Raw genomic sequence first — 14,889 nt, 5'->3', positions numbered from 1 at the left:
GTGCGGGCGCGACAGGAACTCGTGCGATTGCATCTCCAGCAGGCGGCTGAGGGTGCGCTGGAACTCGAAGTTCAGGCGCCCACCGCTGTACAGGTCCTTCAGCTCCACCTCGGCCGAGATGATCAGCTTGACGTTGCGGTCGTAGAACTCGTCCACCAGGTTGATGAAACGCCGCGCCATGTCGTCCTTGGCCACGCCCATCTGCTCGACGTTGGCCAGGATCACCGCATGGAAGATCTTGCCCAGCTCGATGTAGTCGTTCTGGCTGCGCGGGCCGTCGCACAGCTCGCGGAACTCGAACCAGGCCACGTCCTCACAGACGCGCACGGCATTGATGGCGCGGTTCTCGATGATCAGCGCCTCGTTCTCCATCGCGTGGGTGCAATCCGGCAGCAGGCTCTGGAAGCTCTGCTTGAGACTGGTCTCGGCCTCGGCATCCAGCGGCCAGTGGAACAGTTCGGCCTGCTCCAGGGCACGCAGGCGGTAGTCCACGCCGCTGTCGACGTTGACCACCTCGGTGTATTCCTTGACCAGGGCGATGGCCGGCAGGAAGCGCGAGCGCTGCAGGCCGTCCTTGTACAGGCCGTCCGGCACGATGTTGGAGGTGGCCACCAGGCTCACGCCATTCTTGAACAGCTCTTCCAGCAGGGTGGCGAGGATCATCGCGTCGGTGATGTCGGAGACGAAGAACTCGTCGAAGCAGATCACCCGCGCCTCGTCGGCGAAACGCTTGCCGATGATGGTCAGCGGGTTGCGCTCGCCCTTGAGGGTCTTCATCTCCTCGTGCACGCGCTTCATGAAGCGGTGGAAGTGGGTGCGCATCTTCTGTTCGAAGGGCAGCGCATCGAAGAAGGTGTCGACCAGATAGGTCTTGCCGCGGCCGACACCGCCCCAGAAGTAGATGCCCTTGACCGGTCCCTGGCGCTTCTTGCCGAACAGCTTGCCGAGCAGCCCGGAGGACGCCTGCGAGTCCGCCACGAGATCGTCGTACAGGCGCTGCAGGTGGCGCACGGCGTTTTCCTGCGCGGCGTCGTGAAAGAAGTCCGGCCGCTTCAGATCGGCCTGATAACGCTCAAGAGGAGTCATGCTGGGAACTTCGGTAACAAAAACGGGGCGGTCACTTTAGCGACGGCCCCGTTGCTTGGCAATCACGCCGTGGCCTCACTCCTGCGGGGCGAGCGCCTCGCGCAGGCGGACGATGGCGTCATCCAGCGCAGTAGCATCGGCGAAGGCCGGACTCTCGCCGACCGGCTCGTCGTCCAGCCACACGGAGAAGATCTCGCCCTGGGCGCGCACATCCAGCGCCTCGCCGGACTGCAGGCGCTTGCTGGCCTGGCCCGCCGCCTTGCCGTCGGCGAACGACCTGGACAACAGCAGCTGCTCGCCGGCGGCGTCCAGCAGGCGGAAGCGGAAACTGCCGTCGTCGTCGCGGAAGCTGACGAAGCGCGCGCTCTTGGTCGCCTTCTTCTTCTCGCCTGCCACCTGCACCTGCTCGCGGAACGAGCGCAGGCCCACCGCCTCGCGCAGCTCGCCGAGGAACGGCGTGGCGATCCGGCGCGCCTTGGCGGCGCCGGCCAGGAGAATGTCCTCCAGGTCGGCCGGCTTGGCGATCAGCGCGTGGTAACGCTCGCGGGCCTCGCCCAGCTCGGCGTCGAGCAGCTGGAACAGGCGGTTCTTCGCCTCGCCCCAGGCCAGGCCGCCTTCCAGTTCGGCGCGGAACTCGGCCTGCTGGGCCTGGGTGGCGAAGGCCTGGTAGAGGGTGAACAGGTGCGAGCCGTCGGCATCCTTGGGCTCGCCCGGCAGCCTGGAGTCGGTGACGATGCGGGCGATCGCCTCCTTCAGCTGCTTGGCGCTGCCGAACAGCGGGATGGTGTTGTCGTAGCTCTTGCTCATCTTGCGGCCGTCGAGGCCGGGCAGGGTCGCCACTTCTTCCTCGATCACCGCCTCGGGCAGGGTGAACAGCTCCTTGCCGGCGCCGAACAGGTGGTTGAAGCGCTGGCCGATGTCACGGGCCATCTCCACATGCTGGATCTGGTCGCGGCCGACCGGCACCTTGTGCGCGTTGAACATCAGGATGTCCGCCGCCATCAGCACCGGGTAGCTGAACAGGCCCATGGTCACTCCGGCATCCGGGTCTTCGCCCTGTTCGACGTTCTTGTCCACCGAGGCCTTGTAGGCGTGGGCGCGGTTGAGCAGGCCCTTGCCGGCGACGCAGGTGAGCAGCCAGCACAGCTCGGGAATCTCAGGGATGTCGGACTGGCGATAGAAGGTCGCCTTGTTCACGTCCAGACCGCAGGCCAGCCAAGTGGCGGCAATCTCCAGGCGCGAACGCTGGATGCGCGCCGGCTCGTCGCACTTGATCAGCGCGTGGTAGTCGGCGAGGAAATAGAAGGAGTCGGCGTCGGCTGCGCGGCTGGCGACGATGGCCGGGCGGATGGCGCCGGCGTAGTTACCCAGGTGCGGGGTGCCGGTGGTGGTGATGCCGGTGAGGATTCGGGTGGTCATCTGGAATTCGCTTCGACTTATTGGAGGCGCGGCTGCACGAGCTCTTTCAGTTCGGGCAACTTGCCATGAAAAAAGTGGCCGCATTCTGCCACCTTCAGCAGCTCATGGGCACGGGGAAGGTCCGCCGACCAGGCGTAGACGGACTCGGGCTCGACCACCTCGTCCTGCTCCGGCTGGATCACGACCAGCGCGCCACTCCGGGGCAAATGCTCGGGCGCCTGCAGGCGGTGCACGGCGGGGGCGACCATGAACAGGCGGGGAATCACCACGCCCTGGTCCTCCAGGCGGCCGGCCAGGGCACCGGCGACGAAGCCGCCGAAGGAGAACCCGAGCAGTGTCAATGGCAGCTGCGGGTACTGCTCGCGCAGCCAGTGCGCGACCGCCTCGGCGTCATCCACCTCGCCCGTGCCCATGTCGTGGCTGCCGGCGCTGGCGCCGACGCCGCGGTAGTTGAAGCGCAGGGTGTGATGGCCCATGTCGCGCACCGCGCGCTGCAGGGTGGAGACCACCTTGTTGAGCATGGTGCCGCCCTGGACCGGATTGGGATGGCAGATCAGGGCGACGCCGCGGGCGTCCGGCACTTCACAGAACAGGGCCTCGAGCGGGCCGCAGGGACCGTCGAGCTGCAGAGGGTTTTCGCGGATCAACAGCAGGAACTCCGTGACCCCGGGCAGGGTCGACACGTCTTGGTTAGGCACATCGCACAACAGGGCTTTGCCGCGGTATACAGTGTCGGCGAGAGCCGCTACCGTAAAGCAAAGCCGCTTTCAGAGGAAGGACTCGTGGAACAATCGCTCACCCCCTGGCTGCTGCCCGCCATCGCCCTGCTGGTCGGCGTCGCTGTCGGCTTCCTGGCGGCGCGCCTGCTGCCCAACACCGCACCCGGCCGCACCCAGCGCCAGCTGGACGAACTGCAGCAGCGCTTCGACAGCTACCAGAGCGAAGTGGTCACCCATTTCAACACCACCGCCAGCCTGGTGAAGAAGCTCACCCAGAGCTACCAGGACGTGCAGGAGCACCTGTCCCTCGGCGCCAGCCGCCTGGCCGCCGACGAACTGACCCGCCAGCGCCTGCTGGCCGCCCTGAGCACCGAGGAAAACAAGGCCTCGCGCGAACGCCTGACCCCGCCGAAAAGCACCGAAGCGCCCAAGGACTACGCGACCAAGGACCCGGACAGCCCCGGCACCCTGGACGAAACCTTCGGCCTCAAGCGCTGAATCCAGCTCAATAAAAAAGGCTATGCCCCCGTTACGTGTTGGTGACGCAACTCTGCTCTTGTGGGAACGGCTGGGCGGCATTCCGATTGGTCACGAAATTCGCGGATAAATCCGCTCCCACAAGCTGTGCAACAACTAGCGTGTACATAGCCAATAAAAAGCCCCGCCAGTGCGGGGCTTTTTATTGGATGTTGGTAAAGGGTGCGCTACACGCACTGCGAGCGGAATACCGGTGCACACGGCGCACCCTACGGAAAAGCCCCGCCTGGTGCGGGGCTTTTCGTATGGGGCTCAGATCGCCCCGCGCGAACGCAGTAGATCCAGCACCTGCCTGACGCCCTCTTCCACCGAGACCGACTGGGTGTCGATCACCAGATCGGCGTTCAGCGGCACGTCGTAGGGGAAGGACTCGCCCGGGATGTTGTCGCCAGCGGCGGCGTACAGCCCCTGCGGGTCGCGCTCGCGGCACGCCGCCGGCGAAGCCTGGACGTACACAGTGATCAGGCGATCCTCGCCGATCAGCGCCCTGGCCTGCTCGCGGCCTTCAGCATCCGGGGCGACGAAGGCGGCCAGGGTCAGCAGGCCGGCCTCGTTGAACTGGCGGGCGACATGGGCGGCGCGGCGCCAGTTCTCGGTGCGCCCGGCGCGATCCTGCGGCAGGCCCTTGTTCAGGTCGTGGCGCAGGTTCTGGCCGTCGAGGACGTAGACCGCACGGCCCATGTCGAATAGCTTGCGCTCCACGGCATAGGCCAGGGTGCTCTTGCCGGCGCCGGACAGGCCGCTGAACAGCACGGTGGCCGGTTGCTGGCCGAAGCGCGCGGCGCGCTCTTCGGTGGAGACGTGGGCCAGCTTGCCGTGGTGGCCGCCGCCCTGGCCAGCCTGCGGCGCGGCGATGATCATGCCGGCGCCGACGGTGCCGTTGGTCAGGCGGTCGATGACGATGAAGGCACCGGTGGTGCGGTTCTGTCCGTAGCCGTCGAGGGCGATGGGCGCGTCGAGGGCGACCTTGACCCGGGCGATCTCGTTCAGCTGCAGGCTGCTCGCGGCGGTCTCCTCCAGCGTGTTCACATCGACCTTGTGGCTGATGCTGGGGATCGAGCCCGGCACGTAGCTGGTGGCGCGCTTGATGTCGTACTTCTTGCCGGGGAGCATCGGCTCCTCGGCCATCCACACCAGCATCGCCTCGAAGCCATCGGCGACCAGCGGAAGGTTGTCGGCATGCACGAGCATGTCGCCACGCGACACGTCGATCTCGTCTTCCAGGGTCAGGGTGATGGCCTGGCCCGGGCCAGCCTGCTCCAGCTCACCTTCGTAGGTGACGATGGACTTGACCTTGCTGCCCTTGCCGGACGGCAGCGCGACCACTTCGTCGCCCTTGCGCACGATGCCGCTGGCCAGGGTACCGGCGAAGCCGCGGAAGTTCAGGTTCGGGCGATTGACGTACTGCACCGGGAAGCGCATGTCGTTGAGGTTGCGGTCGCCGGAAACCTCGACGGTCTCGAGGATTTCCATCAGCGACTGGCCCTGGTACCAGGGCGAGCGCTCGGACTTGTTGACCACGTTGTCGCCCTTCAGCGCCGACATCGGCACGAAGTGCAGCGAACTGGTCTTCAGGTTGATCTTCTCGGCGAACTGCAGGTAGTCGGCCTTGATCTGCTCGAACACGCCCTGGTCGAAGCCCTTGAGGTCCATCTTATTGATGGCGACGACGATGTGCTTGATCCCGAGCAAGGAGGCGATAAAGCTGTGGCGCCGGGTCTGGGTCTGCACGCCGTAGCGGGCGTCGATCAGGATGATGGCCAGGTCGCAGGTGGAGGCGCCGGTGGCCATGTTGCGGGTGTACTGCTCATGGCCGGGGGTGTCGGCGATGATGAACTTGCGCTTGGCGGTGCTGAAGTAGCGGTAGGCCACGTCGATGGTGATGCCCTGCTCGCGCTCGGCCTGCAGGCCGTCCACCAGCAGCGCCAGGTCGACCTCGTCGCCCGTGGTGCCGACCTTCTTGGAGTCCTTGGTGATGGCTTCCAGATGGTCTTCGTAGATCATCTTGGAGTCGTGCAGCAGGCGCCCGATCAGGGTGCTCTTGCCGTCGTCGACGTTGCCGCAGGTGAGGAAGCGCAGCAGTTCCTTGCGCTCGTGCTGGGCCAGGTACGCAACGATGTCCTGGCTGATCAGATCGGATTGATGACTCATGGTGCGGAATCCTTAGAAATAGCCCTGACGTTTCTTCTCTTCCATCGAACCGGCGCCGTCGTGATCGATCACACGGCCCTGGCGTTCGGAAGTACGGGTCAGGAGCATTTCCTGGATGATGTCGGTCAGGCTGGTCGCCTCCGACTCCACTGCGCCGGTCAGCGGGTAGCAGCCGAGGGTGCGGAAACGCACCATCTTCTTCTGGATGCGGGCCTTCTCCTCGTCCGACAGGTGTTCGAGGATGCGCTCGTCGTCGATCATGATCAGGGTGCCGTTCTTCTCGATCACGTCGCGTTCGGCGGCGAAGTACAGCGGAACGATCGGAATCTGCTCCAGATAGATGTACTGCCAGATGTCCAGCTCGGTCCAGTTGGAGAGCGGGAACACGCGGATCGACTCGCCCTTCTTGACCTTGCCGTTGTACACGTTCCACAGCTCGGGGCGCTGGTTCTTCGGGTCCCAGCGGTGCTTGCTGTCGCGGAACGAGTACACGCGCTCCTTGGCGCGGGACTTCTCCTCGTCGCGGCGGGCGCCACCGAAGGCTGCGTCGAAGCCGTACTTGTCGAGCGCCTGCTTGAGGCCCTCGGTCTTCATGATGTCGGTGTGCTTGGCGCTGCCGTGGGTGAAGGGGTTGATGCCCTGGGCGACGCCGTCCGGGTTGACGTGGGTGATCAGGTCCAGCCCCATCTCCGCGACCATCTTGTCGCGGAAGCTGTACATCTCCTGGAACTTCCAGCGGGTGTCGACATGCATCACCGGGAACGGCAGCTTGCCAGGGAAGAAGGCCTTGCGGGCCAGGTGCAGCATAACCGCGGAATCTTTGCCGATGGAGTACAGCATCACCGGGTTGTCGAACTCGGCGGCCACCTCACGAATGATGTGGATGCTTTCCGCCTCGAGCTGTTTCAGGTGCGTCAGTTTGTCGAGCATGGCTTATCACGGTCTGGGATGGACGGCCGGCGGGCCGTGGACGAGCGCGCACTCTAGCACAGCGCCCTCTTCTATTCAGGCGCCCACTTAGAACTAAACGATCTAGTTTTATGCCCGAAAATCAGGGACTTTCCAGCGAGGCCAGGCAGCCTTTCAAACCGGATTCGGACAGTCGATGAACAGGTGCTCGAGGGCGAAGCGCCGCGCCAGATGATCGCCCAGCGCCTGCACACCGTAGCGCTCGGTGGCGTGGTGGCCGGCGGCGACGAAGCTGATGCCGTTCTCCCGGGCGCTGTGGAAGGTCTGCTCCGAGGCCTCGCCGGTGAGGAACAGGTCGACCCCGGCGGCAATGGCATCGTCGATGTAGCCCTGGCCGCCGCCGGTGCACCAGCCGATGCGGCGCACCATGCCCGGCCCTTCCACCAGCAGCGGCTCGCGCCCCAGCACGTCCTGCACACGGCGGGCGAAGTCGCGCGGCGACAGCGGTTCGGCCAGCGAGCCGAGCAGACCGACCACCCTGGGATTGTCCGGATCGAGCGGGCCTTCCACGGTAATGTCGAGCTGGCGGGCCAGTTGCACGTTGTTGCCGACCTCGGGATGCAGGTCCAGCGGCAGGTGGTAGGCGAGCAGGCTGATGTCGTTGCCGAGCAGGGTCTGCAGGCGGCGGCGCTTCATGCCGGTGATGCAGGCGTTCTCGCCCTTCCAGAAATAGCCATGGTGGACCAGCACCACATCGGCCTCCGCCTCCACCGCCGCATCCAGCAATGCCTGGCTGGCGGTGACGCCACTGACGATACGGCGCACCTGCGGCCTGCCCTCGACCTGCAGGCCGTTGGGGCAGTAGTCGCTGATACGCGCGGCGCCGAGGAAACGGTCGGCTTCCTCCACCAGGGTGGTCAGGGCAATGGCCAAGGTCGTCTCCTCTCTATAACGGTCCGGCTGCGCGAGGGCGCAGCCTGGCAGCGGGAGTCTACTCGGAAGGCCGCATGATCTCGAGAAAGGCCTCCTGCCGGCGGCCGCTCATGGTGCGGAAGCGCTGCAGCAGGTCGAATTCCCGCTCGCTGCGGATGCGCCGCGGGTCGGCCAGGTAGTTGGAAGTGTCTTCCTGCAGGTTGGGCGCCTCTTCGGGCCAGCCATCGACCAGCACGTCCAGGGATATCTTCAGCACCTGGCGCAGGAGCAGCAGCACGGCGAAGCTCGGCGTTTCGCGGCTGTTCTCCCACGCGGAGACCGAGGCCTTGGTCACGCCGACCTCGAAGCCCAGTTGCTCCTGGGTCAGGCCGGCCGCAAGGCGGGCTCTACGCAAGGTTCTGCCGAAAGCGCTCATGACCTACTCTTCTCATTGATGCGCAGAGTGTAGGGAGCGGCCTGATCGGTGTCGTATGGCTGAAATTGACTAACAATATATGGAAGAACGATACTCCGGCCTTTCCCCGCTGAACTGGAAGGCCATGCCACCGATCATCCTCGAGCCGTCGCAGGTACCGCCCGGAATAATCGCCCGCAGCATGGCGAGGAGCTTCGTCGCGGGCCTGCTCGGCGGTGCGCTCCTGTGGTTGGACAATGGCTGGCTGGCAATGTGCGCCATTGCGCTGCTGCTCTATGCCCTGGCCGGGCTGCTCTGGTATCCCCTGGCCGAGCGGCGCCTGCGACGGGAAGTCATCCGCATCGACGCGGACGGCATCGCCTGGCCCGGCCAGTCGCTCGCCTACCATGACATCGCCCTCGTGCTCTATCGCCGCTATGGCGCGCACGACCGGCAGCTCCGGCTGAAAGGCGGGCACAGCGGCCATGCCATCGCCCTGCAGCACTACCGCATGCCCGCCGGCCTGGACGACCGCAGCCTGGCCGAACTGCTCGCCGAACGGGTTCGCATCAGGAATCCCAGGGCCGTGATCGACATCTGACCCTACGCCCTTCGACGGGCTTTCCCCGCCCCGCTCCAGCGCACCCGAGACTTGGTCGGAGAGTGCGGCTGCCCCCTCGTATTTGCCGAAAGCCCCCTTATAATGCCGTCGCTATCAGGCCCGCCCGGGCACGCCTGCGCCCCACTCGCAGGACAATGCCCGCAACCGCGGCGGCCTCTTCCAACAGGACCTTTCTTCCGATGCTCAAGGCATTGCGTTTTCTCGGCTGGCCTCTCGTGGCCGGCCTGTTGCTGGCGTTGCTGCTGATCCAGCGCTACCCGCAGTGGGTCGGCATGCCCGGCAACGAGGTGCATCTGCAGCAGGCGCCGCGCTACGGCATCGCCCAGGAAGGCCCGGTCTCCTATGCCGACGCGGTGAGCCGCGCGGCGCCCTCCGTGGCCAACCTGTACACCACCAAGATGGTCAGCAAGTCCAGCCATCCGCTGCTGGACGACCCGGTGTTCCGCCGTTTCTTCGGCGACAACCTGCCCCGCCAGCGGCGCATGGAGTCGAGCCTGGGCTCGGCCGTGATCATGAGCCCGGAAGGCTACCTGCTGACCAACAACCACGTGGTGGCGGATGCGGACCAGATCGTGGTGGCGCTCAAGGACGGCCGCGAGACCCTGGCCCGCCTGATCGGCAGCGACCCCGAGACCGACCTGGCGGTGCTCAAGATCGACCTGAAGAACCTGCCGGCCATCACCCTCGGCCGCTCCGACCAGATCCAGATCGGCGACGTCACCCTGGCCATCGGCAACCCCTTCGGCGTCGGCCAGACCGTGACCATGGGCATCATCAGCGCCACCGGACGCAACCAGCTGGGCCTCAACACCTACGAGGACTTCATCCAGACCGACGCGGCGATCAACCCCGGCAACTCCGGCGGCGCGCTGGTGGACGCCCACGGCAACCTGATCGGCATCAACACCGCGATCTTCTCCAAGTCCGGCGGCTCCCAGGGCATCGGCTTCGCCATCCCGGTCAAGCTGGCCCGCGACGTGATGAAGGCGATCATCGAGCAGGGCCAGGTGATCCGCGGCTGGCTGGGCATCGAGGTACAACCGCTGACCCCGGAGCTGGCCGAATCCTTCGGCCTGCAGGGGCGCGCCGGCATCCTGGTCGCCGGCATCTACCGCGGCGGTCCGGCACAGAAGGCCGGCCTGCAGCCGGGCGACCTGATCCTCAAGATCGGCGACGAGGCGGCGGTAGACGGTCGCCGCTCGATGAACCAGGTGGCGCGCACCCAGCCCGGCGAGAAGGTGAATATCGAGGTGCTGCGCGGCGGCGAAACCCTGAAGCTGACCGCCGAGATCGGCGTGCGCCCGCCGGCCTCGGCCGAGGTGCAGCAGCCGCAACAACCCTGAGAAGCGGCCATGAAAAAGGCTATGTCCTCGTTAGTTGTTGTAGTGCCCTGACCCCTTCTGGATCCCCGCCTGCGCGGGGATGACGGTTTCGGAAGATTCCCCCTACCTCGTCATCCCCGCGAAGGCGGGGATCCAAGGACAGGCAACTGCAGTGTTCAGACAGAGGGGCTTGCCCGCGCAACACGTAACAACGTGTGCATGGCCATGAAAAAAGGCGCCCCGCGGGGCGCCTTTTTCGTTGCAGCGGTCGTTACAGAATCTGCCCCAGCGCATCCAGCAGCGCCTGGTTCTGCTCCGGGTTGCCGATGGTGATGCGCAGGAACTGGGCAATACGCTGCTGCTTGAAGTGGCGCACGATCACGCCGTGCTCGCGCAGCGCCGCGGCCAGCTCGCCGGCATCCTTCTGCGGGTGGCGGGCGAAGACGAAGTTGGCCGCCGACGGCAGCACCTCGAAGCCCAGTCCGGCGAGCGAGGCGACCAGCTGCTCGCGGCTGTCGATCACCTTCTGGCAGGTCTCGCGGAAGTAGGCCTCGTCCTCGAAGGCCGCCGCCGCGCCGACGATGGCCATGCGATCCAGCGGGTAGGAGTTGAAGCTGTTCTTCACCCGCTCCAGCGCCTCGATCAGGTCCGGGTGGCCGACCGCGATGCCGACCCGCAGGCCCGCCAGGGAACGCGACTTGGACAGGGTCTGGGTCACCAGCAGGTTCGGGTAGCGGCCCACCAGCTTGATCGCCGTCTCGCCGCCGAAGTCGATGTACGCCTCATCCACCACCACCACGCTGTCCGGGCTGGACTGGAGCATCCGCTCGACGGCCTCCAGCGGCAGCAGGCAGCCGGTCGGCGCGTTGGGGTTGGGGAAGATGATGCCGCCGTTGGGCCGCGCGTAATCCTCGACGCGAATCTGGAACTGCTCGTCCAGCGCCAGCGCCTCATAGGGAATACCGTACAGGCCGCAGTAGACCGGGTAGAAGCTGTAGGTCACGTCGGGGAACAGCAGCGGCCGGCCGTTCTGGAACAGGCCGTGGAAGGCGTGCGCCAGCACCTCATCGGAGCCGTTGCCGACGAATACCTGGGCGGTGCTCACACCGTAGTAGTCGGCCACCGCCTGCTTGAGGCGGTCGCTGTTCGGGTCCGGGTACAGGCGCAGGCTGTCGCCCAGCTCGGCCTGCATGGCAGCCACCGCCTTGGGCGATGGGCCGTAGGGGTTCTCGTTGGTGTTCAGCTTGACCAGTTTGGTCAGTTTCGGCTGCTCGCCCGGCACGTAGGGGACCAGGTCCTTGACGAAGGGGCTCCAGAATTTGCTCATCTGCCCTTCTCTCCTCGAATTGGTTCGTGTTGCTTTTCGTAGGAGCAAGCTCTGCTCGCGAATGGCTCGCTTAAAAGCTTCGCGAGCAGAGCTCGCTCCTACACAAGGTTCGGGTTGGCCTTACGGTTTGATGCGGTACTCGGCGCTACGCGCATGGGCAGTCAGCGACTCGCCACGGGCCAGCACGGACGCGACCTTGCCCAGCTCGGACGCGCCATCGGCCGAGCAATGGATGATCGACGAGCGCTTCTGGAAGTCGTACACGCCCAGCGGCGAGGAGAAGCGCGCGGTGCCGGAAGTCGGCAGCACGTGGTTGGGGCCGGCGCAGTAGTCGCCCAGAGCCTCGGCCGTGTAGCGTCCCATGAAGATGGCGCCGGCATGACGGATTTGCGGCAGGTACTGCTCGGGGCTCTCCACCGACAGTTCCAGGTGCTCCGGCGCGATGCGGTTGGCGACTTCGATGGCCTGGGCCATGTCGGCGACCTGGATCAGCGCGCCGCGCCCCTCCATGGAGGTGCGGGCGATGGTCTCGCGCTCCAGGGTCGGCAGCAGCCTGGCGATGCTCTCGGCCACGCGGTCGAGGAAGGCAGCATCGGGGCTGACCAGGATGGACTGGGCGTCCTCGTCGTGCTCGGCCTGGGAGAATAGGTCCATGGCGATCCAGTCCGGGTCGGTCTGGCCGTCGCAGACTACGAGGATCTCGGACGGGCCAGCGATCATGTCGATGCCGACCTTGCCGAACACATGGCGCTTGGCGGTGGCCACATAGATGTTGCCGGGGCCGACGATCTTGTCCACCGGCGGTACGCTCTCGGTGCCGTAGGCCAGCGCGGCCACGGCCTGGGCACCACCGATGGTGAACACGCGGTCGACGCCGGCGATGGCGGCGGCGGCCAGGACGATCTCGTTGATCTCGCCACGCGGGGTCGGCACCACCATCACCACTTCCGGCACGCCGGCGACCTTGGCCGGAATCGCGTTCATCAGCACCGAAGACGGGTACGATGCCTTGCCGCCCGGCACGTACAGGCCGGCGCGGTCCAGCGGGGTGACCTTCTGCCCCAGCACCGTGCCGTCGGCCTCGGTGTAGGTCCAGGAGTCCTGCTTCTGCCGCTCGTGGTAGAGGCGCACGCGCTCGGCGGCCTTCTCCAGGGCGGCACGCTGCTCGGGACTTATGCGGGTCAGGGCCAGCTCCAGGCGCTCGCGCGGCAGGATCAGGTCGGCCATGGAAGCGACTTCCAGACCATCGAACTTCTCGGTGAACTCGACCAGGGCGGCGTCACCGCGCGCGCGAACAGCGGCGATGATGTCCAGCACGCGCTGATTGACCGCGTCGTCCGACACGCTTTCCCAGCTCAGCAGATGATCCAGGTGTCGCGTGAAGTCCTGGTCAGCGGCATTGAGTCGGCGGATGGCGGTAGGAGCGGTCATAGCGGGCCTCTTGATTGGCTATTGCTCAGGCGCCCGTAGAGTACCAGCCGCCCCGTGCGGGCACCTGAGAATTCTGGCTATGACACGGATAGGCGCGTGCGGCGCAGAGCCGCACTGGAGGTATCAGCTTCGGTGGTCGACCGCGTCGCGCAGGGTCTCGATCAGCGCCTGGATGCGGCCATGCTGCATCTTCATCGAGGCCTTGTTGACGATCAGGCGCGAGCTGACGTGGGCGATCAGCTCCTGGGGCTCCAGACCGTTGGCACGCAGGGTGTTGCCGGTGTCGACCACGTCGATGATTTTGTCGGCCAGGCCAACCAGCGGGGCCAGCTCCATGGAACCGTACAGCTTGATCACGTCGACCTGGCGGCCCTGTTCGGCGTAGTAACGCTTGGCCACGTTGACGAACTTGGTGGCGACGCGCAGGCGGCCTTTCGGCTCCGGCGCACCGACCTTGCCGGCGGTCATCAGCTTGCAGTTGGCGATCTGCAGATCCAGCGGCTCGTACAGGCCCTGGCCACCGTACTCCATCAGCACGTCCTTGCCGGCCACACCGAGGTCGGCGGCACCGTGCTCGACGTAGGTCGGCACGTCGGTGGCGCGCACGATCAGCAGCTGCACATCATCCTGGGTGGTGGGGATGATCAGCTTGCGGCTCTTTTCCGGATTCTCGGTCGGCTCGATGCCTGCCGCGGCGAGCAGCGGCAGGGTGTCGTCGAGAATGCGGCCCTTGGACAGCGCGATGGTCAGCATGAAATGCCCTTACTAGCCCGGCACGCGGCGTATCTTGGCGCCGAGCAACTGCAGTTTTTCCTCGATGCACTCATAACCACGATCGATGTGGTAGATGCGGTCGATCAGGGTTTCGCCCTCGGCCACCAGCGCGGCGATCACCAGGCTGGCGGAAGCACGCAGGTCGGTGGCCATGACCGGAGCGCCCTTGAGCGCCGGCACGCCGGTGACGATGGCGGTGTTGCCCTCGACCAGGATCTGCGCGCCCATGCGATTCATCTCGTAGACGTGCATGAAGCGGTTCTCGAACACGGTCTCGATGACGGTGCCAGTGCCCTCGGCGATGGCGTTGAGGGAAATGAACTGGGCCTGCATGTCGGTCGGGAAGGCCGGGTACGGCGCGGTACGCACGTTGACGGCTTTCGGCCGCTTGCCCTTCATGTCCAGCTCAATCCAGTCCTTGCCGGTGGTGATCTCGGCGCCCGCTTCCTGCAGCTTGGCCAGCACGGCCTCGAGGATGGTCGGGTCGGTGTCCTTCAGCTTGACCCGACCGCCGGTGGCGGCGGCCGCCACCAGGTAGGTGCCGGTTTCGATGCGGTCGGGCATGACGCTGTAGCGACCGCCGCCCAGGCGGTCCACGCCGTCGATGACGATGGTGTCGGTACCGGCACCACTGACCCTGCCGCCCATGGCGTTGATGAAGTTGGCCAGGTCGACCACTTCCGGTTCGCGTGCGGCGTTCTCCAGCACGGTGCGACCCTTGGCCAGGGAGGCGGCCATCATGATGTTCTCGGTGCCGGTCACGCTGACGATGTCGAAGAAGAAGTGCGCGCCGCGCAGGCCACCGGCCGGAGCCTTGGCCTTGATGTAGCCGCCTTCGACGAGAATCTCGGCACCCATGGCCTCGAGACCGCGGATGTGCAGGTCGACCGGACGCGAACCGATGGCGCAGCCACCGGGCAGGGCCACCTCGGCCTCGCCGAAGCGGGCGACCATCGGGCCGAGCACCAGGATCGACGCGCGCATGGTCTTCACCAGCTCATAGGGCGCGACCAGGGTCTTGATGCTGCTGGCGTCGACTTCGACGCTGAGCTTCTCGTCGATGATCGGCTGCACGCCCATGCGGCCGAACAGCTCGATCATGGTGGTGATGTCGTGCAGGTGCGGCAGGTTGCACACGGTGACCGGGGTGTCGGCCAGCAGGGTGGCGGCGAGAATCGGCAGCGCGGAGTTTTTCGCGCCGGAAATGCGGATTTCGCCGTCGAGGCGGATACCGCCGGTGATGATCAGTTTGTCCATTCGGGTCT

General features: G+C 65.9%; 14 protein-coding genes. 3 read left to right on the top strand and 11 right to left on the bottom strand.

Going from position 1 to position 14,889, the window contains the following annotated elements; all coding sequences use genetic code 11:
• The 3 genes from zapE to N7640_RS23970 form a co-directional block, all read right to left on the bottom strand.
• The coding region (zapE, locus tag N7640_RS23980) for a cell division protein ZapE (RefSeq protein ID WP_279906255.1) at nt 1-1,086 on the bottom strand (1,086 nt) is incomplete at its 3' end.
• A gap of 75 nt (nt 1,087-1,161) precedes the next feature.
• Nucleotides 1,162-2,505, bottom strand: a complete 1,344-nt coding sequence (locus N7640_RS23975) for a tryptophan--tRNA ligase (protein ID WP_279904704.1) — start codon at nt 2,503-2,505, stop codon at nt 1,162-1,164.
• Between the two features lie 17 nt (nt 2,506-2,522).
• Complete coding sequence (locus N7640_RS23970; protein WP_279904748.1) at nt 2,523-3,155, bottom strand: alpha/beta fold hydrolase; 633 nt, start codon at nt 3,153-3,155, stop codon at nt 2,523-2,525.
• Between the two features lie 132 nt (nt 3,156-3,287).
• Between N7640_RS23970 and N7640_RS23965 the strand changes: the two genes are divergently transcribed.
• Nucleotides 3,288-3,722: a DUF1043 family protein gene (locus N7640_RS23965; RefSeq protein ID WP_279904703.1), complete on the top strand. Its 435-nt coding sequence runs from the start codon at nt 3,288-3,290 to the stop codon at nt 3,720-3,722.
• A gap of 291 nt (nt 3,723-4,013) precedes the next feature.
• Here N7640_RS23965 and cysN read toward each other — a convergent pair whose 3' ends face one another.
• From cysN to N7640_RS23945, 4 genes are all read right to left on the bottom strand, one after another.
• Nucleotides 4,014-5,912, bottom strand: coding sequence for a sulfate adenylyltransferase subunit CysN (cysN, locus tag N7640_RS23960; protein WP_279904702.1), 1,899 nt, complete (start codon nt 5,910-5,912; stop codon nt 4,014-4,016).
• A gap of 12 nt (nt 5,913-5,924) precedes the next feature.
• Nucleotides 5,925-6,842: a sulfate adenylyltransferase subunit CysD gene (gene cysD, locus N7640_RS23955; RefSeq protein WP_220813909.1), complete on the bottom strand. Its 918-nt coding sequence runs from the start codon at nt 6,840-6,842 to the stop codon at nt 5,925-5,927.
• 153 nt (nt 6,843-6,995) lie between these two features.
• Nucleotides 6,996-7,754: a Nif3-like dinuclear metal center hexameric protein gene (locus N7640_RS23950; protein ID WP_279904701.1), complete on the bottom strand. Its 759-nt coding sequence runs from the start codon at nt 7,752-7,754 to the stop codon at nt 6,996-6,998.
• Nucleotides 7,755-7,812: 58 nt separating this feature from the next.
• Nucleotides 7,813-8,169 (bottom strand): helix-turn-helix transcriptional regulator, encoded by a 357-nt coding sequence (locus N7640_RS23945; RefSeq protein ID WP_220813907.1) that lies wholly within the window; start codon nt 8,167-8,169, stop codon nt 7,813-7,815.
• Between the two features lie 79 nt (nt 8,170-8,248).
• Here N7640_RS23945 and N7640_RS23940 point away from each other — a divergent pair, with 79 nt between their 5' ends.
• Nucleotides 8,249-8,749 (top strand): hypothetical protein, encoded by a 501-nt coding sequence (locus tag N7640_RS23940; protein ID WP_279904698.1) that lies wholly within the window; start codon nt 8,249-8,251, stop codon nt 8,747-8,749.
• A gap of 200 nt (nt 8,750-8,949) precedes the next feature.
• Nucleotides 8,950-10,113, top strand: coding sequence for a Do family serine endopeptidase AlgW (gene algW, locus N7640_RS23935; RefSeq protein WP_279904696.1), 1,164 nt, complete (start codon nt 8,950-8,952; stop codon nt 10,111-10,113).
• 250 nt (nt 10,114-10,363) lie between these two features.
• On the opposite strand, the gene hisC is transcribed toward algW, so the two are convergent.
• From hisC to murA, 4 genes are all read right to left on the bottom strand, one after another.
• Entirely contained in the window at nt 10,364-11,419 is a 1,056-nt protein-coding gene (hisC, locus tag N7640_RS23930; protein ID WP_279904695.1) for a histidinol-phosphate transaminase, read from the bottom strand.
• A 120-nt stretch (nt 11,420-11,539) separates the two neighbouring features.
• Entirely contained in the window at nt 11,540-12,850 is a 1,311-nt protein-coding gene (gene hisD, locus N7640_RS23925; RefSeq protein WP_279904694.1) for a histidinol dehydrogenase, read from the bottom strand.
• Nucleotides 12,851-12,973: 123 nt separating this feature from the next.
• Nucleotides 12,974-13,603: an ATP phosphoribosyltransferase gene (gene hisG, locus N7640_RS23920; protein WP_279904693.1), complete on the bottom strand. Its 630-nt coding sequence runs from the start codon at nt 13,601-13,603 to the stop codon at nt 12,974-12,976.
• Nucleotides 13,604-13,615: 12 nt separating this feature from the next.
• Nucleotides 13,616-14,881, bottom strand: coding sequence for a UDP-N-acetylglucosamine 1-carboxyvinyltransferase (gene murA / locus N7640_RS23915; RefSeq protein ID WP_279904691.1), 1,266 nt, complete (start codon nt 14,879-14,881; stop codon nt 13,616-13,618).
• Nucleotides 14,882-14,889 lie beyond the last annotated feature (8 nt).

It is taken from the genome of Pseudomonas sp. GD04015 (genome assembly GCF_029837675.1).
GTDB classification, from domain to species: Bacteria; Pseudomonadota; Gammaproteobacteria; order Pseudomonadales; family Pseudomonadaceae; genus Aquipseudomonas; species Aquipseudomonas paralcaligenes.
This window is presented reverse-complemented; position numbering and strand designations above follow the sequence as displayed.